The following is an 18,057-nucleotide window of genomic DNA, read 5'->3' as shown; positions in this document are numbered from 1 at the left end:
CGCCCGCCGACGGCCCCGGCGAGGCCGGCCGGGCGGACCAGGTCGTTCAGACCAGGACGATGGTGCGGTTGCCGGAGAGCACCACGCGGCCCTCGGCGTGCCACTTCACGGCGCGGGACAGCGCCTGCATCTCGGCGTCGCGGCCCACCGCCACGAGGTCCGCGGGAGTGTGGGCGTGGTCCACGGGCATGACCCGCTGGGCGATGATCGGGCCCTCGTCGAGGTCCGCCGTCACGTAGTGGGCCGTGGCCCCCACCATCTTCACGCCCCGGGCGTAGGCCTGGTGATAGGGCTTGGCGCCCTTGAACGAGGGCAGGAACGAGTGGTGGATGTTGATGCACCGCCCCGACAGCTCGCGGGTCAGCTCGTCCGAGAGCACCTGCATGTAGCGGGCCAGCACGACCAGCTCGACGTCGTAGCGGTCCACGAGGTCCAGCAGCCGGCCCTCGGCCTGCGGCTTGGTCCCGGCCGTGACGGGGATGTGGTGGAAAGGGATCCCGTGCCACTCCACGAGGCTCCTGTGGTCGAGGTGGTTGGAGACCACCGCCACGATCTCGATGGGCAGCTCGCCGATCCGGGTGCGGTGCAGCAGGTCCGTCAGGCAGTGGGAGAAGCGGGAGACCATCACGAGCACCCGCGTCCGGCGCTGCACGGAGACGAGCCGGAACCGCATGCCGTGCTGCTCCGCGACGGGGGCGAAGCCGTCGGTCAGGGACTCGACGGTGGCCGTGCCGGCCTCGCTGACGGTGTGGCAGCGGATGAAGAACTCGTCGGTGAAGCGGTCGGAGAAGTGCTTCACGTCGAAGATGTCGCAGCCCTGCTGCGTCAGGTTGGACGTGATGGCGCTGACGAGCCCGTGGGCCTCGGGGCAGTGGACGGTCAGGACGTGTTCGACGGTCCCCTGGGCGGGCATGGGCGGGCTCCTCGGCGCTGGTGACGGGTGCGCCGCGCGGTGCGGCCCCGGCTGGGGCGTGCGCGGCCCTCCGATCCTAGCCCCAGCGGGCCGGGACGGTGTGCCGGGCGCGGTGTAGACCGATGGCCGCGGGAACGGGCGGTAGGAGTCCGCCCGGCGCGGGGAGAGATGCGCCTCCCATGGAGGACCCGCGGCCATCGGCAGGCGTTGCACGCCTCAACAGAGGAGAGCCGTGGGCTGAGCGGCTTTCAGAACACGGATGCCGCAGACGGTGCACCCCCCAGTGCGTCCGAATCGGTCCGATCCGTGCAATTTCCCCCATTGCTGTGGTTCTCACCACGTTTGCAACTTTATCCGACGCGGCACCGCGTCCGCACCCGCTTTCCCCAGAAGATTCCCGGAACGGGGCGTGCAGGGCGGGGGAGCGCCGCCCGGTGGGCCGGCCCGGCAGCCTCCCGAGGCCGCGGATCCGCCGGAAATACGGCTCCCACCAGCCCTTTCGCGCCGGGAGCGGCCGGCGTCCGCTGCGGGGGGTGCCGGCCGCTGTCCCCCGAAGTACGGACAGGACCGGTGCGCCCGCACCACCCCGCGGCGGGCGGGTCAGGCGACGCTCGTGTTGAACAGCAGGCCGAGGAGATAGGTGGCCAGGGCGGCGCCGTAGCCGATGGCGAGCTGGCGCAGCCCGCGCTTCCAGGGCGAGGCCCCGGAGAGCAGTCCGACGAGTCCCCCGGTGACCAGCAGGGCGATCCCGACCAGGACGAGGGCCACGGCCATCGCGGGGATCCCCGTGAGGCCCGCGAGGTACGGCAGGATCGGGATGATCGCCCCGGAGGCGAAGAAGCAGAAGCTGGACGCCGCCGCCCCCAGGTCCGTGCCCAGGGCCACGGTGGAGTGCTGGGCCGGCTCGTCCTCGACGGTGTCCTGGAACGACCGGGAGGGATCGCAGTCGCACTCGTAGTAGCCCAGCCGCTCCGCGGCGCGGTGCTCGGCGGCCTCCTCGCTCATGCCCCGGGCCCGGTAGATCAGCACGAGCTCGTTGGCGTCCAGATCCAGGTTCGGGGCCACGTGCAGCGTCACCTGGGTCGGCTGGGAGGCGTCGAGCAGCTCGCGCTGCGAGCGCACGGAGACGAACTCCCCGGCCCCCATGGACAGCGCGCCCGCGAGCAGGCCGGCGATCCCCGCGAAGAGCACCATCCCGGAGGAGGTCCCGGTGGCGCCCACGCCCATCACCAGGGCGAGGTTCGACACCAGGCCGTCGTTGGCTCCGAAGACCGCCGCCCGGAAGTTGCCGGAGAGCTTGTGCCGGCCCTCGGTGGCGAGCGCGCGGATGATCTCCTCGTGCACGGCCTCGTCCGCCGCCATGGCGTCGGACGCGTCCTGCTCGCGCTCGTAGGGGGAGCGGCTCTCGGCCCGCTGGAGCAGGGCCAGGACGAAGACGGAGCCGAAGTGCGCGGCGAGGAAGATCAGCAGCCGGGAGTACAGGGACGGCCGGGCCTCGGACCCGGCGTGCGGGCCGAGGAGCCGGACCCAGTGCTCGGCGTGGCGCCGCTCGGCCTCGGAGACCTGGTGCAGGATCTCCCGCTCCCGGCCGGTGCTGCGGGCGGCGAGGAGGGCGTAGATCCGTGCCTCGGCGCGCTCCTCCGCGAGGTACTTGCGCCAGCGGCGGATCTGCCCCCGCTCGGATCGGCTCGGGTGGGAGGTGTCCTCCCGCGAGGTGGGGGAGTCGGCGTCGGGTGCGGGTGTCATGGGGCCTTCCTCGGGCCCGCGGCGGCAGGGGGCGCGCGGGGTCCGACCGGGGTGCGTACGGTGTGCTGCGGAGGGGCCTGTCCGTCCGCGGGCACGGGCGGACCGTCGGCACCGGTCGTCGGGCCCGGGACGGCGGCGGGCCGACGGGCGGCGGGCACCCGGGAGCGGCTCCCCTTCGCTACCCGACGAGTGTAGACCCGCGGGGGCGCCGCCGGAACTCGGGGCCGGTGCCTTGCGGACCGCTCAGCGGGAACCGGCCGCCGCGGGGCGGCGCAGGATCGCGTACGCGGCGATCCCTGCGAGCATGCCCCAGAACGGGGAGACGATGCCGTAGGGGGCGATCCCGGAGACCGTGACCACCAGGGTGATGAGCGCCGCCTCGATGACCGCCGGCTGGTGCCGGCCGGGGTGCATGCTGTCGAAGAAGGAGCCCTGCAGCGCGCCCAGCAGGGCCACGCCGGCGAGGGCGGTGATCATCCCCGGAGGGATCGCCGAGAACGCGGCCACGATGGTGTCCGCGAACAGGCCGAACAGGACGTAGAAGAACCCGCACGAGACGCCGGCCACGTAGCGCCGGGCGATGTCCGGGTGGGACTCGGGACTGGTGGCGATGCCCGCGGTCACGGCCGCGAGGTTGAGGGCGTGGCTGCCGAAGGGCGCGAAGGCGACCGACGCGACGCCCGAGGCGCCGAGCAGCAGGCGGTCCCGGGCGTCGTAGCCGGCCGTGTGCATCATGGCCAGGCCCGGGGCGTTCTGCCCGGCCGCGGTCACGATCAGCAGCGGAATGCTGATCCCGGCGATCGCGTCCCACGAGAACGTGGGCAGCGTCAGCACCGGCTCGGTGAGGGAGAGGTCCAGGACCACGGGTTCGATCCGTCCCCGGACGAGCGCCGCCAGCACGCCCAGCGCCAGCGCGGCGAACACCGCGTAGCGGGGGAAGAACCGCCGGCCCAGGAGATAGCCGAGGACCAGGGCGCCCGCCACCCACGGGTTCTCGACGACGGCCGCGGCCACCTTGATGGAGAAGGGGAAGAGGACGCCCGCCAGGACGGCGGCGGTGATGGGCTTGGGCACCGCGGCCAGGATCCGGCCGATCAGCCCGGTCACGCCCAGGAGCAGGCCCAGGACACCGGTGACGACGTAGGCGCCCACGGCGTCGGAGAAGGAGTAGTTGCCGAGCGAGGTGATCAGCAGCGCCGCCCCCGGGATGGACCACGCCACCATGACGGGCTGGCGGGTCCACACGCTCATGAGCGCGCACGTGAGACCCGAGCCGACCGAGATGGCCCACAGCCAGGAGGAGGTGAGCTCCGGGCTGAGCCCGCCCGCCCGCGCGGCCTCGAGGACCACGAGCACGGGCCCCGAGTAGGAGACGACCACGGCCACGAGGCCCGCGAGGACCGCCGACGCGGACCAGTCCCGCCGGAGCCCGCGGCCGGAGTGCCCGGCGGACCGGGTGGTGCTCGGCACGTGGCGGCTCATGGAGTGCTCCCGGATGACAGAACGCGCAGCGGTGGAACGGCGGACCGTGCCAGCCTAGGACCTCGCCCCGCGGGAGATAAATATCAGTCCCGCATGATTCCCGGTGCACAGCATATGAGTGCTCCGGCGGGCGTCAGGAGTCGACGGTGTCCGGCGCCGCCGGCGTGCGCCACTGCCGGCGGTCGGGGGCGATGACGTCGGCCTCGTCACGGGTCTCCGCGGGGAAGGACCCCACGCCCCAGTGGAAGCGGTACGGGTCGGCGCAGCCCCAGCCGAAGCGCAGGCCCTCGACGAGCTTCTGCGCCGCCTCCGGGAAGCCCAGCGGCGCGGTGGTCCACGGCTGGTCCCAGCCCGCGGGCTCGTTCCACTCGTCCTCGTGGAAGAAGGTGGCGTCCACGGGCCAGGCCGCGTTCGCGAGCTGGCCGCCCGAGAGCACGGCGCACTCCACGCCGTGCGGGCCGACCCCGGCCCACGCGACGGGCGCCTCCGACCGGTCGTCGCAGCGCTCGTACTCCACGACGAGGAAGTCGTTCCAGGGCAGCCGGGCGAGCACGGTGGCGATGAGCCGGCGCAGGTCCTCCCAGACGTCCTCGCCGGCCACCGGGGTGGTCTCGTCCGGGAGGACCACGCCGATGCCGGCGCGGCCGAGCATCTCCTGGGCCTCCGGGGTGGCCAGGTCGGACCAGGTCCTCGTGTCGGCGAAGCCGTCCCCGGCGGGCTCCCCGGCGGGCTGGCGGGCGGAGGCGAAGCGCATGGCCTCCTCCCACGAGCCGAAGAACCGGCGGACGCCGTCGAAGTAGGGCCTGCGGGTGCTGTGCGCCTCCTGCTCGACCACCCACCGGCCGTAGCGGGCCGTGGTCGGGTGGTGGCCGGCGCTGCGGCAGTGGGAGAGGAACGCCGTGACGGCGGTCGTGTACTCCTCCTCCGTGAAGGCGCGCTCGAGCGCCGGCTCGGCGCCGGCCCGCAGCCCGATCCGCTCGAGCGCCACGTCCCAGCGGCCGCCGCCCAGGCGCTGGGCCACGGTGCGGTCGGGCACGGGCCAGTGGTGGGCGAGCGTGCACAGGAACTCGGAGTCCGTGCACAGCCCCAGCCGCGCGATCTCGTAGCTGTGCGCGCTGAGCGGACGGCAGGCGGTCTCCCGGGCGCAGTGCTGCTGGGCCGCGCCGATCAGGCCGAGGGTCCGCCGGGTGAGGGAGCCGTCGGCGTCGGAGACCGCGAGGAGCCCGGTGACGTCGCGGACCAGATCCGTGCTGAGGTTCAGCGCGGCGTAGTCGGGGGCCGGGGTCAGCCCGAGGTGCTGGGCCATGACCAGCCACACGCCGGCGCCGACGGCGCCGTCGTTGATCTCGGGGGCGGCGGTGTCCTGCGGGAACCGCTGCCCGAGGTGCGCGATCGCCGCGTCCAGCAGGGCGGCCGGCTCCTCCGGGAACAGCAGCTGGAAGCGCATGCGCACCTGGCCGCGGGTCATCCCGCGGTCGGCCATCGCGTGGATCAGCGAGCCGTAGCGCTGCACGAAGGCTGCGAGTCCCGCCACGGCGTGAGGCATGGAGGGTCCTCCGGTCGAGTGGTCGGACCGGCTCGGGGAAGGCGCCCGGGCCGAGGGGGTAGCGCCGTCGCACGGCACCGACACCGCCGCACGATACCGCGCACCTCCGATGCTAGTGCCTGCCCGCCGCTTCCCGCTCGTGCGGGGGAATGTGACGGGCCCGCAACCCCTCCGCCGGCGCAGCCGCAGGTCAGGGAGTCAGCAGGCCCCGGATGTCCTCGGCCGTGAGGGCGCTGGAGAACATCCTGTCGTCGTCCAGCACGGCCGTGAACAGCCTGGCCTTGCGCTCCTTGAGCGCCATGACCTTCTCCTCGATCGTGTCCCGGGCCACGAGCCGGTAGACCATCACCTTCTTCTGCTGGCCGATGCGGTGGGTCCGGTCCACGGCCTGCTCCTCGGTGGCCGGGTTCCACCACGGGTCCAGGAGGAAGCAGTAGTCGGCCTGGGTGAGGTTGAGCCCGAAGCCGCCCGCCTTGAGGCTCACCAGGAACACGGGGACCTCGCCGGACGTGAACCGCTCGAGCACCCGCGCGCGGTCCGTCGTCGAGCCGTCGAGGTAGGCGTAGGGGATGCGCAGCTCGTCCAGGCGGGCGGCGGCCTTCTTGAGGAAGCTGGTGAACTGGCTGAACACCAGGGGCCGGTGCCCCTCCGCCACGATCTCGGGCAGGTGCTCGAAGAGCAGGTCGAGCTTGCTGGAGGAGACGTCGGCCGCGGGGTCCACGAGGGACGCGTCGAGGCTGAGCAGGCGCAGGGTGGTCAGGGACTGGAAGATGGTGAACCGGTTGCGGTCGAGGTCGCGCAGCAGGCCCAGGACCTTCTGCCGCTCCCGCTGCAGGCGCGTGTCGTAGATCCTGCGGTGCGCGGGGGAGAGCTCCACCTCGATGGTCTGCTCGAGCTTGGGCGGCAGCTCGAGGTCCACGGACTCCTTGGTGCGGCGGAGCATGAGCGGCTTGACGCGGCGGCGCAGCCGGGCGAGCGCCGCGGCGTCCTGTCCGCGCTCGATGGGGCGCTGGTAGGTCTCCGTGAACTTCCGCCGGGACGGGAACAGCCCGGGCGCGGTCAGGGACAGCAGCGCCCACAGCTCCACGAGGCTGTTCTCGAGCGGGGTGCCCGTGATCGCCAGCTTGAACGGGGCGTCGAGGTCCTTCACGGCCCGGTGCGCCTTGGTCCGGGGGTTCTTCACGAACTGCGCCTCGTCGAGCAGCACCCCGGCCCAGGAGATCCCCCGGTAGGCGGCCTCGTCCAGGCGCAGCAGGGTGTAGGAGGTCACCACCACGCGGGCGCCGCCGGCGGAGTCCGCGAGCGCGGTGCCGGCCTTGGCCTGCGTGTCGGTCACGCCCACGACCGGCAGGGACGGGGCGAAGCGCCGGATCTCCGCCGTCCAGTTGGGCACCACGGAGGTCGGGGCGACCACGAGGAACGGCGGCAGGTCCGGGTCCTGCTCGACGGCGCGGCAGATCAGGGCGATCGCCTGCACGGTCTTGCCGAGGCCCATGTCGTCGGCGAGGATCCCGCCCAGGCCGTGGTCCCACAGCACGCTCAGCCACGAGTAGCCCTCGCGCTGGTACGGGCGCAGCTCGGCGTGCAGCGTGGCGGGGACGGGGGGCGCCCCGACGGCCCCGAGCTCGAGCAGGGAGCGCACGCCCTTCCGCCAGGCCTCGGCCTGCTCCGTGTCCGTGGCGACGTCCTCGAGGTCCTGCCACAGCCCGGCCTGGTGCCGGTGGATCCGCAGGGGCCCTTCGGGGCTCTCCTGCAGCGAGCGCGCCTCGGCGATGAGCTCGCGCAGCCGGTCGAACTCGGGGCGGTCCAGGGAGAACCAGGACCCGTCCGGGGCCAGCATCACGTCCTGGCCGAGGTCGAGGGCGCGGAAGACGTCGGCGAAGGAGATGTAGAACTCGCCCACCTTGACGGTGACCCCGAGGTCGAACCAGTCGCGGCGCTCCGTGGCGGCGGTGCTGACGGTGATGGTGGGCGGCTCGGCGATCTGCTGGTAGGCACGGCGCCCGCCGGTGTGCTCGATCCGCAGGTCCGGGACCTTCTCGAGGGCGGGCAGCCACTCGCGCACGAGCACCAGGGCGTCCTGCGCCACGTAGCTCGAGCGGCGGAAGTCCACGCCGGGCGCCCGGTGCCGGACCGCGGCGGTGACCGCCGTCTCCCAGGAGGACTCCCGGTGCACGGGCTCGTCGGCGAGCGGGTCCTCGGGGCGGAACGGCAGCAGGATCCGCTCGCGGCCCTTCTGGTACTCCCACTCCCAGCGGGCGCGGATCGTGAGCTCCTGGTGCTCCAGGGTGAGCACCAGCTCGGGGTCCGCGACCTGCGGCAGCTCGATGGACCCGTCCCCGGTGTCCACGTCCATGCTGCGGTGCAGCCGCGGGAAGTAGCGGTCGAAGAACTCCTCGACCTCGTCCTCGGGGATCCGCAGCCCGCCCGCCGTGTCCAGGAACCGCCGCTGCTCGCGGGTGAGCCGGGTGGCGAGGGGCACGAGGCGCAGGGGCAGGACGTTGAGGTCCTCGGTGTCGGCGACGGCCTGCGGGTCGCCGTCCGGGGAGAACAGCCCGTGCCCGGGATCGCCGATGATCCGGGCGGTGTCCAGGGCGATCCGGCGGCCGCCGCTGTCCACCGTGGGCCGCAGCTCGAGGTCCTTGCCGGGGCCGCGCAGCACGTCCACGTGGAAGCGTCCCGGCTCCTCGAGCGCCACGGGCAGCCCGTGCTCCCGGCCGACCAGGGAGATCCCGGCGGCCTCCGCCCGGGCGAGAATGCCCCACAGCAGCGGGGAGGCGTAGGAGTCGAGCCGGATCCAGTGCCGGTCGTGCACCGCCCAGGGGGAGCGGGTGGCGCTGAGCGCCCGGAGCTCGTCGAACCAGTCGACCTGCTCGGCGCTCAGCGACCACCGGCCGGCGTCCGCGGTCACGGTCTCCCAGTCCAGTCCGCCCTTGATCCACCCGCCGCGCCGGCCCCGGCGCACCGGGCGGACGTACAGGTGCCACGGCGAGCCCGCGCGGCCCGTGCCGTGCACGTACCGGTACGGCTCCCGGCGCAGGTCGAACTCCAGGGCCACCCCCTCCGGCTCCTCGGGGGGCGGCTCCACGTGGTCCGTCCCGCCCAGGATCTCGGTCAGGGCGTCCTTCCAGTCGGGGGCGTCCCCGCGCCGCGCGGACGCGCGCCCCTCCCGGGGCGCGGCGCCGGCCGGGGACGACGGCGCGGCGGTGCCGCCCTGCTGGTGGGCGCGGACCGCGGTCTCGAAGTTGTGGCGCAGCACCGCGGCGACGGCGTGCTTGCAGAACCCTCCGGCCGGGCAGGTGCACCACGCGGGCCCCGGCGCGCCGCCGGCCCCGACGTGCACGGTCACCGAGTACACCGCCCCGGAGCCCTCCACCTCGGCGGCGAGGACACCGGCCCCCTCGGCGCCCGGGGACCACCGGACGGTGCGCACGCGCCCGGTGCGGAAGTACTCCTGGCCGCGGCGGAAGACGGCGGGCCCGGAGGCGGCGACGAGCCGCCGGGAGTCCACGAGGGGGCCGGGAGGGGAGTGCATCGTCCCACCGTATCGGTCCGGGGCACCGGCAGCCGCGTGTGCGGAGCCCTCCCGCGGGCTATCTATAATCGAGGCGACCCCTCGAACTATCGACAGCGGCCCCACGTGCGGCCGCGGACGGAGGACTCGTGCCCGACACTGCTGGGCTCCGCCTCGGAGACCATGCCATTGCCGACAGTGCCGAGGAGCTCGCCTACCTCCGCTGGAACGACGCCGTCTGCGCGGCCTTCTTCGGCCCGGAGCGGGCGGGGGAGCTGATCTACCTCGACCTCGACGACAAGACGCTCGCCGCGATCGGCGAGGAGCGCGGCCTCGACGGGCCCTCGACCCTGCGGGCGCTCGCGGACTCGGTGACGCCGCTGCTGGTGACCGAGGACGGGCGGCGCTCGGTGTTCGACGTGTTCAACCGGCTCAACGGCCAGTGGTACCGCGCCACCCGCCGCAGCCTGGACTCCATCGCGGAGATCCCGCCGCCGCCCGTCGTCGCCCTGCTGGCGCTGTTCGCCCTCGCCGGACGGCACATGTCGACCCTGGCGGCGCGGACGGGCAACAAGTCCGTCTCCACGTTCTTCCTGCCCCTGACCGTGCTGCTGCAGGCCGGGCCGGAGAACGCCAAGGCCCTCGAGTCGTCCTTCAAGAAGGACACCGAGGCGTACTGGGACGCGCTGCGCTACTGGCTCGAGCTGCGCAACGGCGAGATCGGCCTGCCCACGGCGTACGCGGTGAACCAGCGGCCGGTCGGGCTCGCGCTGTCCCAGACGATGTTCGGCGAGGCCGAGCGGCGCCAGCTGCACCGCATGTTCGAGGACCTGGGGATGACCACCGCCCAGGGCCTGTCCGCCGCGGAGCTGGGCGTCTACCTCGACTTCTGGCTGGACATGGCCGAGACCAAGGCGTCCAAGGCCATGAAGCAGGTCTGGGCGAACCCGCTGACCCGTGAGCCCGGCCTCGAGATCGCCCTCGCGGAGCTCGCGGTCTGGGAGCAGTCCCGGGAGCAGGCCCGCGCCGAGGTCCGCGCCAACGGCCGGGGCCCGGGCCGCAGCGCGGTCAAGTCGTGCTCCCTGTCCCTCACGGACAGCACCGACTACGTGGGCAACCCCGTGTTCGAGCTCGGCTTCGTGGTGCCCAAGCGCTTCCTCTCCGGCCGGGAGGTGGAGCTCGAGACCACGGCGGGACCGCGCACCGTGTTCCTGTCCTTCATCGGGGACGCCTTCGTCGGGGTCTCCGCCTACACCGCGCGGATGGACCCGGGATCGCTGCTGGGCGGGACCCTGCAGCTCAGCGCCGGGGACGTGCGCTTCGAGCGCAACCCGCGCCCCGTGGTGATCTTCGCCAAGGACGGCTTCTCGGACACCTTCATCTCCGTGGACCACATCCCCGCGGCCTGGCCGTGCCGGATCATGGTCCGGGACGAGCCCGAGTGGATCGCCCAGATCAAGCGCATCCTCGACGACTCCGCCTCCCCGGACTACCGCTTCGTCGAGGCCGGCACCCACGGCCTGGCCGAGGGCTGGGTGATGTTCGACGACGTGCAGGTGCTGCGCGCGGGCAACCCGGAGCTCACCGCCAACGACAACTTCTCCGGCCTGGTGCCCCGGCTGGTCCCCGCGATCACCCTCTCGGGGGGCCTGCGGATCCCCGGGAGCGTGGTGCGCTGGTCCGCGCTGCGCCCCCCGCAGGTGACCATCACCTCGGACACGGACGCGCCCCTCACCGTGGAGTGCGAGTGGCGCAACCCGCACTCGTTCAAACTGGAGAAGGCGAAGCTCGTGGAGGGGCGCGTGCCGCCGTTCCAGATCTCGCTGCACGGCACGCCGATGGCACGGGCGGACCGGACCCTCAAGCCCAACGACTACACCCTGGTCCTCAAGGCGGGCCGCACGGTCCGGCAGCGCCGCGAGTTCAAGCTCCGGGACTCCTCCTTCCACCTGACCCAGCGCTCCCTCGGCTACGAGGGCGAGATGGTGCACGTCGAGGAGGAGCCCCTGTGGCCCGTCACGGCCGGCATCGTGGCGGAGCTGCCCGAGCGGTACGTGCAGGGCGCCTTCGACAACCTGCCCGCGCGGGAGGCCGGCGGGGACCACGAGGTCCCCGGCGCCCCGGGCTGGCACTCCTCCGAGGGGCAGCTGCTGCTCGAGCGCAGCAACGCGCTGCCCGAGCCGGAGGGACGCTCCTGCCTGGCCACCGGCCGGCACCGCATCGTGCTGCCCGCGATGGAGCCCAAGGCGAAGGCGCCGTGGATCTTCGGGCAGTGCGCCCAGTGCGGGCTGCAGAAGCGCTATCCGGGCCGGCTCACGAAGCCGTCCGCGCTCACCTCCACCGGCTCCGTGGACGCGCTGCGCTTCATCGGCCCGGACGAGGGGGAGTACCCGACGTCCTGGGCGCCGTTCCGGGACGCCCTCACCTTCCTGGGCGGCGGCAAGCGCTCGAGCCTGTCGATCGTGGCCCGCCAGCTCGAGGACTCCGAACGCTTCGAGGAGTGGTTCGTGGGCCACCTGCAGGCCCTCGGCTTCCTCGAGGTGGTCCGCGACGAGCACTGGATCGTGCGGCGCTGGCAGGTCTGCGGTCCCTCCCTCACCCAGCTGGTGGACGGCTCCGTGCTGCTCACCGGCGGCTGGACCCCGGAGAAGGAGGCCCTGGTCGCGGAGGCGGCGGCGCAGGAGGCGTCCGTGGTGGTGCTCTCCCCCGAGGACCACGGGACCACCCTGCTGCAGGACGTGGACCTCGGCACGCTGCAGGAGGCGCTGCCGGTGGGGCTGTGCGACGTCGTCTTCGACGCCGGGCCCGCGATGCTGGAGACCCTGCCCCCGCTGTCGGAGGTCGAGGAGCGGCTGCGGCGCGCGGAGATGCAGTACAACGGGGTGGCCGAGCGCTTCGCCCCCGAGGACGCCACGTGGGAGCACACCGAGGACCGGAACCGGCCGGGGCTGTACCGGATCAACCACCACCACCGGACCCGGTACGCGTTCCGCACCCCGGCGGACGTCGAGTCCGGCCACGCCCGGTTCGTGGCCTCGGGCATCGGCAAGCACTTCGCGGCCCGGCAGGCCGGGGTGCCGATCGTCTCCTACGATCCCGAGCTGGAGCTGCTGTCCGTGCCCATCGGCGCGGAGCTGGCCGGGCTCTACGCCCGCGCCGCCGTCCTGTGCTCGGGGCTGCTGCCCGCCAAGGTGGACGAGGACTTCTCGCTCAACTACGGGGACGTCACGCCCGAGTTCGCCCAGGTGCTGGTGGACAAGCTCATGAGCTGAGCGGCTCCCGGCCGGGAACGGCGACGGGCCCCGGGTCGTCCGACCCGGGGCCCGCCGCCGTCCTGCTCCGCGGGACGGACGCTCAGGCGCCGGCCTCCGCGACGATCAGCTCCGCGCCGGCGTCCGCGGCGATGAGCTCCGCCGCGCGCTCCCCGATCATGTAGACGGTGATGTTGGGGTTGACCGTGGTCAGCTCCGGCATCACCGAGGCGTCGGCCACGCGCAGTCCCGTCACGCCCTTGACCCGCAGCTGCGGATCGAGCGGGGACATCGCGTCCTCGGCCGGGCCCATCCGGCAGGACCCGGCCGGGTGGTAGACGGTGTTGTGGGTGCGCCGGACGTAGTCGGCGATCTCCTCGTCGGTCTGCACGTCCTTCCCCGGGAACAGCTCCGTGCCCGCCCACTCGGACAGCGCCGACTGCGCGACGATCTCGCGGGCCCTGCGGATGCCGGCGGTCATGATCCGCATGTCGTAGCCCTCGGGGTCGGTGAAGTACCGGGGGTCGACCTTCGGCTTGTCCCGGAAGTCGCGCGAGCGCAGCCGCACGGTGCCGCGGGAGCGGGCGTGGGTGACGTTGGGGGTGAGGCAGAAGACGTTGTCGGCGGTGGGGTAGCCCTGCCGGTAGGTGTGCATGTCGAAGTTGACCGAGCCGTAGTGCATCATCAGGTCCGGCCGGTCGCCGCCGGGGTCGACCCGGGTGAAGATCCCGGCCTCCCACCACTGGGTGGACTCGGTGACCATGGGCTTCTTCGCCTCCCACTGGATCACGCCCTCGGGGTGGTCCTGCAGGTGCTCGCCGACGCCGGGGGAGTCCACGAGCACGTCCACGCCGACCTCGCGCAGGTGCCCGGCGGGGCCGATCCCGGAGAGCATCAGCAGCTTGGGGGTGTCGATCGCCCCGGCGGAGACGACGACCTCGCGGCGGGCGCGCACGGTGCGGGCCGTGCCGAAGGCGTTGTCGACGACCTCCACGCCCACGGCCCGGCCGTCCTCGACGACCACGCGCCTGGCCTGGGTCGAGTGCAGGACCGTGAGGTTGGCCCGGTCGGCGGCCGGGTGCAGGTAGGACACGGACGCGGAGGCCCGGGTGCCGTCCGGCCTGCGGTTGAGCTGGAAGAAGTTCGCGCCGTTGACCACGGTCTCGCCGGTGTTGAACGGGGTGCGCGGGATCCCCGCCTGCTCGCAGGCCTCGAGCAGGGCGACGCCGCAGGGGTCGTCGTCCGGGACCTGCATGAGGTGCACGGGTCCGTCGTGGCCGTGGTGGGCGCCGTCGGCGTCGTTGGTCTCGAGCTTCCGGTAGAGCCGGAAGGCGGTCTCGGCGTTCCAGCCCTCGGCGCCGTGGACCTGCTCCCACTCGTCGAGGTCCTCGGCCGGGGCCCAGAACGCGATGCACGAGTTGTGCGAGGAGCACCCGCCCAGGACCTTGGCGCGGGCCATGCGCATGAAGGAGTTGCCGTTCTCCTGCTCCTCGAGCGCGTAGTCCCAGTCGTAGCCGGACTCGAGCAGCTCCATCCAGCGGCTGAGGGTGAGCACCTCGTCGATGCCCGCGTCGTGCGGGCCGGCCTCGATGAGCCCGACCGTCACGGCCGGGTCCTCGGACAGCCGGGCGGCGACGACGGCTCCGGCGGAGCCGCCGCCGACCACCACGTAGTCGAACTCCTGCGGGGTCTGCGGGGCGGGGGTGGTGCTGGGAACGGTCATGGTCTCTCCTGGCGGGGAATTCGGGGAACGAGTGTCCGTGGGCCCACGCCGTCGTCGTCCCCGCGGATCCGGGGACGACGACGGCGCCGGTGGGCCCGGCTCAGTGCTGGGCGAACCAGCCGGTCACGGCCGGGGCGGTGTTCTGGTAGACGTGCTTGAGCTCCTGGTACTCGCCCAGGCCGGTGGGGCCGAGCTCGCGGCCGGTGCCCGACTGCTTCATCCCGCCCCACTCCGCCTGCGGCAGGTAGGGGTGGAAGTCGTTGATCCAGATCGTGCCGTGGCGCAGCCGCCCGGCCACGCGCTGGGCCCGCCCGGCGTCCTGGGTCCACACGGCGCCGGCGAGGCCGTAGATCGTGTCGTTGCCGATCTCCACGGCCTCGTCCTCGGTGCGGAAGGTCTCGACCGTGACGGTGGGGCCGAAGGCCTCGTCGTGCACGCAGTCCATCTCGCGGGTGCAGCGGTCGATCACGGTGGGCGGGTAGAAGAAGCCCTGCTCGAGGTCGAGCGAGCCGTCGGCGGAGGCGCCGGTGGCGAACTCGCCGCCGCAGCGGACGCGGGCGCCCTGCTCGCGGGCGTGCTGCACGTAGGCGTGCACCTTCTCCCGCTGCGCGGCGGAGATCAGGGCTCCGGTCTCGGCCTGCTCGTCGAACGGGCCGCCGAGGCGGATCTGCTCGGCCCGGCGGACGAGCTCGTCGACGAAGCGCTCGGCGATCGACTCCTCGACCACCAGCCGCGCCCCGGCGGAGCAGACCTGCCCGGAGTGCACGAACGCGCCGTTGAGAGCGTTGTCCACGGCGGCGTCGAAGTCGGCGTCGGCGAAGACCACGTTGGGGTTCTTCCCGCCCAGCTCGAGGGCGACCTTCTTCACGGTCGGCGCGGCCGCGGCGGCGATCGTCCGCCCGGTGACCACTCCGCCGGTGAAGGAGACGAGGTCCACGTCGGGGTGGCTCGCCAGCGGCGCCCCGGCCTCGGCGCCGGCGCCGGTCACGAGGTTGGCCACCCCGTCGGGAAGCCTCACCTCCTGGAGGACGTCCATCATCAGGACCGCCGTGTGCGGGGTCAGCTCGGCGGGCTTGAGCACGAACGTGCAGCCGGCCGCGATGGCCGGGGCGATCTTCCAGGCGGCCTGCAGCAGCGGGTAGTTCCAGGGGGTGATCATCCCGCACACGCCCACGGGCTCGGTGACGACCTTGGAGACCACGGCCGGGTCCCCGGCGTCGACCACGCGCCCGGCCTGCTCGGCGGCGTTCTTGCCGAACCAGTCGAAGCACGCGGCGATGTCGTCCATGTCGATCCCGGACTCGGCCAGGCGCTTGCCGGTGTCCAGGGACTCGGCGCGGGCGAACTCGTCCTTGCGCTCGCGCAGCCGGGCGGCCACCGCCAGGAGCAGGTCGCCGCGCCGCGGGGCGGGCACGGAGGACCAGCGGCCGTCGTCGAAGGCCCGGCGGGCCGCGGCGATCGCGGCCTCGGTGTCCTCGGCGCCGGCCTCGGAAACCACGCCGACCTCGGTGCCGTCGGCCGGGCAGACGATGGTGCGGGTGCCGCCGGCGGCGGCGGGATGCCAGCGGCCGTCGATGAACAGGGTGTCGGTCACGGGTGTGCCTCCTTCGTCACCGCGGGGGTCTGCCCCGTCGGCACGTCGTGGATGTCGGTGGACCAGTCGGGGTGGCCCTCGGCGCCGTCCTGGATCATGGACGGGCCGTCGTGGATGCTCAGGAAGGCCAGGTGGGCCTCCCAGTTGTCGAGGACGTCGTTGATGAGCTGCTCCCGGTTCCAGTCCATGACGTCGGTGCCCTGGGAGCCGGTCTCGTTGAAGACCTCCAGGCGGTAGTAGAGGTCCGAGTCGGGGTTGGTACGGAACCCGCCGAAGGCGGGCACCGGGGTCGCCACCGGGTAGATCTGGTAGCAGAAGCTCCGGTCGTCGCCCATGGGCACGGTCAGCGTGTACTCGGACAGCCCCTGGTAGCCGACCTCCGAGCTGGACAGTTCGGCGGCGTGGCCCTGGGCGCAGAACTCCTCGACGACCTCGGCCAGGGCCGGGGCCAGCACGTGCTCCTCGTAGCGGCGGACCGCCCGCGGGCCCGGGAAGGAGCCGATGCGGGTCAGCCGGCGCCGCCACTGGCTGTCCGGGCCGGGGGTCCGGGAGGCGGTCACGGAGCGGCGGGTGGCGGAGCGGCCCTCGCGCTGGGAGCGCTCGGCGCGCAGGGCCTTCCAGAACCCGATCATCACGAGGTACATCACGACCGAGAACGGCAGGCCGATGATCAGCGTGGCCGCCTGCAGAGTGGCCACGCCGCCGACGAGCAGCATCGCCAGGGTCAGCAGGCCGGTCGCGGCGGCCCAGAACACGCGCAGCCACTTGGGCCCGTCCTGGGTGGGGTCCTGGATGGTCGAGGTGAACGTGGACATCACGAGCGCCCCGGAGTCCGCGCTGGTGACGTAGAACAGCAGCCCGGACAGGGTCGCCAGACCGATGAGCAGCGGGGCGCCCGGGTACTGCTCGAGCAGGGAGTAGAAGGCCCGCTCGGGGGTGTTCATGGCGGCCTGCCCGAAGGCGTCGTCGCCGCCGGTGACGATCTCCAGGGCGCTGTTGCCGAAGACCGAGACGAGGATGAGGATGAACACGAACGGCACGGTGAGGGTCGCGACCACGAACTCGCGCAGGGTGCGGCCGCGGGAGATCCGCGCCAGGAACAGGCCCACGAACGGCGCCCAGGCGATCCACCAGGCCCAGAAGAACAGGGTCCACCCGGCCATCCACTCGGCCGCGCCGGTGTAGGCGAAGGTGTCGAGGGCCATCCCGGGCAGCTCCGCCACGTAGTCGCCCAGGTTCTGCACCGTGGCGTCGAGCAGGAAGGAGGTGCGCCCGGCGATCAGCACCCAGGCCACGAGGGCCACGGCCATCAGGACGTTGAGCTCGGAGAGCCGCCGGATGCCCTTGTCCACGCCCGAGACGCACGAGGCGGTGGCCATGACCACGGCCACCGCGATCAGCGCGGTCTGCGCGGCGACGCCCTCCTCGATGCCGAACAGCAGGAAGAGGCCGTAGTTGAGCTGCACCACGCCGATGCCCAGGGAGGTGGCCACGCCGAAGATCGTGCCCAGCAGCGCCGCGATGTCCACGGCGTCCCCGGCCCGGCCGTGCACCCGCTTGCCGATCAGCGGGTAGAGGGCCGAGCGGATGCTCAGTGGCATGTTCCAGCGGTAGGCGAAGTAGCCGAAGGCCATGCCCATCAGGGCGTACATCGCCCAGCCGATCACGCCGTAGTGGAACAGCGTCCACACCACGGCCATGCGGGTGGCCTCGGCCGTCCCGCCCTCGCCGGTGGGCGGGCCGTAGTACTGGGTGACCGGTTCCGCCACGGAGAAGAACAGCAGGTCGATGCCGATCCCGGCCGCGAAGAGCATCGCGGTCCACGTGAACAGGTTGTACTGCGGCTTCGAGTGGTCCGGGCCCATCTTGATGGTGCCCTCGCGGGAGACCGCGACGATCACCACGAACGCGGTCACCACGGCGGCCGTGAGCACGTAGAACCAGCCCATGTTGGTGGCGATCCAGGCGACCACGGCGCCGATCACCGTGGCGGCCTGCTCGGGGGCCAGGATCGCCCACAGGGAGAACAGGACGATGCTCACACCGGAGCCGGCGAAGACGGCACGGTTGACCTTCGGTCGCGCCGCGGCGCCGGGCGGACCCTCGCTCTCGGGGGCGGAAGTGGACAGGGCAGCGGTCATGTCGGGTCCTCCTGGGAAGGGTGGTCCGGTCTCGTGGGGTCGCCCGCACGCCGGTCCGGGCGGACCGGGCGGGGGCGGGACGTCGTCGTCCCCGCGGGGCCGGCACCGTCACGGGGAGGAGCGGCGGCCCACGTCACATGGTGTCAC

9 protein-coding genes are annotated in these 18,057 nt (G+C 73.0%); 1 reads left to right on the top strand and 8 read right to left on the bottom strand.

The features are described 5' to 3' along the window. Window positions 1–46: 46 nt before the first annotated feature. The 5 genes from purU to ACPYN7_RS02070 form a co-directional block, all read right to left on the bottom strand. Entirely contained in the window at window positions 47–913 is an 867-nt protein-coding gene (purU, locus tag ACPYN7_RS02090) for a formyltetrahydrofolate deformylase (protein WP_058874323.1), read from the bottom strand. Between the two features lie 600 nt (window positions 914–1,513). After that, window positions 1,514–2,659, bottom strand: coding sequence for a VIT1/CCC1 transporter family protein (locus ACPYN7_RS02085; RefSeq protein WP_424346546.1), 1,146 nt, complete (start codon window positions 2,657–2,659; stop codon window positions 1,514–1,516). Window positions 2,660–2,902: 243 nt separating this feature from the next. Next, window positions 2,903–4,141: a benzoate/H(+) symporter BenE family transporter gene (locus tag ACPYN7_RS02080; protein WP_058874325.1), complete on the bottom strand. Its 1,239-nt coding sequence runs from the start codon at window positions 4,139–4,141 to the stop codon at window positions 2,903–2,905. A gap of 133 nt (window positions 4,142–4,274) precedes the next feature. Beyond that, the gene (locus ACPYN7_RS02075) at window positions 4,275–5,687 is read right to left on the bottom strand and encodes a TY-Chap domain-containing protein (protein ID WP_424346545.1); all 1,413 of its coding nucleotides are present in this window, start codon (window positions 5,685–5,687) and stop codon (window positions 4,275–4,277) included. Between the two features lie 190 nt (window positions 5,688–5,877). Further along, on the bottom strand, window positions 5,878–9,222 hold the full coding sequence (locus ACPYN7_RS02070) for an SNF2-related protein (RefSeq protein ID WP_424346544.1): 3,345 nt from the start codon (window positions 9,220–9,222) through the stop codon (window positions 5,878–5,880). A 128-nt stretch (window positions 9,223–9,350) separates the two neighbouring features. Between ACPYN7_RS02070 and ACPYN7_RS02065 the strand changes: the two genes are divergently transcribed. Next, a complete protein-coding gene (locus tag ACPYN7_RS02065) occupies window positions 9,351–12,473 on the top strand; it encodes a hypothetical protein (RefSeq protein ID WP_424346543.1) in 3,123 nt (1,040 codons plus the stop codon). 82 nt (window positions 12,474–12,555) lie between these two features. On the opposite strand, the gene ACPYN7_RS02060 is transcribed toward ACPYN7_RS02065, so the two are convergent. The 3 genes from ACPYN7_RS02060 to betT all read right to left on the bottom strand — a co-directional run bounded on the left by ACPYN7_RS02060 (window position 12,556) and on the right by betT (window position 17,910). Beyond that, window positions 12,556–14,175: a GMC family oxidoreductase gene (locus tag ACPYN7_RS02060; RefSeq protein ID WP_424346542.1), complete on the bottom strand. Its 1,620-nt coding sequence runs from the start codon at window positions 14,173–14,175 to the stop codon at window positions 12,556–12,558. A 100-nt stretch (window positions 14,176–14,275) separates the two neighbouring features. Beyond that, window positions 14,276–15,769 carry an aldehyde dehydrogenase family protein gene (locus ACPYN7_RS02055; protein WP_424346541.1) on the bottom strand — a complete coding sequence of 498 codons (1,494 nt, stop codon included), beginning with the start codon at window positions 15,767–15,769 and terminating at the stop codon, window positions 14,276–14,278. Continuing rightward, on the bottom strand, window positions 15,766–17,910 hold the full coding sequence (gene betT, locus ACPYN7_RS02050) for a choline BCCT transporter BetT (RefSeq protein WP_058874331.1): 2,145 nt from the start codon (window positions 17,908–17,910) through the stop codon (window positions 15,766–15,768). The genes ACPYN7_RS02055 and betT overlap by 4 nt, the downstream gene beginning before the upstream one ends. Window positions 17,911–18,057: the final 147 nt, after the last annotated feature.

The organism is Kocuria sp. CH-021 (assembly GCF_049716185.1).
GTDB lineage: Bacteria > Actinomycetota > Actinomycetes > Actinomycetales > Micrococcaceae > Kocuria > Kocuria cellulosilytica.
This window is presented reverse-complemented; position numbering and strand designations above follow the sequence as displayed.

Excerpts from the sequence above, each read along its gene's own strand:
- purU (WP_058874323.1), bottom strand. The coding sequence starts at position 913 with ATGCCCGCCCAGGGGACCGTCGAACACGTCCTGACCGTCCACTGCCCC.
- ACPYN7_RS02085 (WP_424346546.1), bottom strand. The coding sequence starts at position 2,659 with ATGACACCCGCACCCGACGCCGACTCCCCCACCTCGCGGGAGGACACC.
- ACPYN7_RS02080 (WP_058874325.1), bottom strand. The coding sequence starts at position 4,141 with ATGAGCCGCCACGTGCCGAGCACCACCCGGTCCGCCGGGCACTCCGGC.
- ACPYN7_RS02075 (WP_424346545.1), bottom strand. The coding sequence starts at position 5,687 with ATGCCTCACGCCGTGGCGGGACTCGCAGCCTTCGTGCAGCGCTACGGC.
- ACPYN7_RS02070 (WP_424346544.1), bottom strand. The coding sequence starts at position 9,222 with ATGCACTCCCCTCCCGGCCCCCTCGTGGACTCCCGGCGGCTCGTCGCC.
- ACPYN7_RS02060 (WP_424346542.1), bottom strand. The coding sequence starts at position 14,175 with ATGACCGTTCCCAGCACCACCCCCGCCCCGCAGACCCCGCAGGAGTTC.
- betT (WP_058874331.1), bottom strand. The coding sequence starts at position 17,910 with ATGACCGCTGCCCTGTCCACTTCCGCCCCCGAGAGCGAGGGTCCGCCC.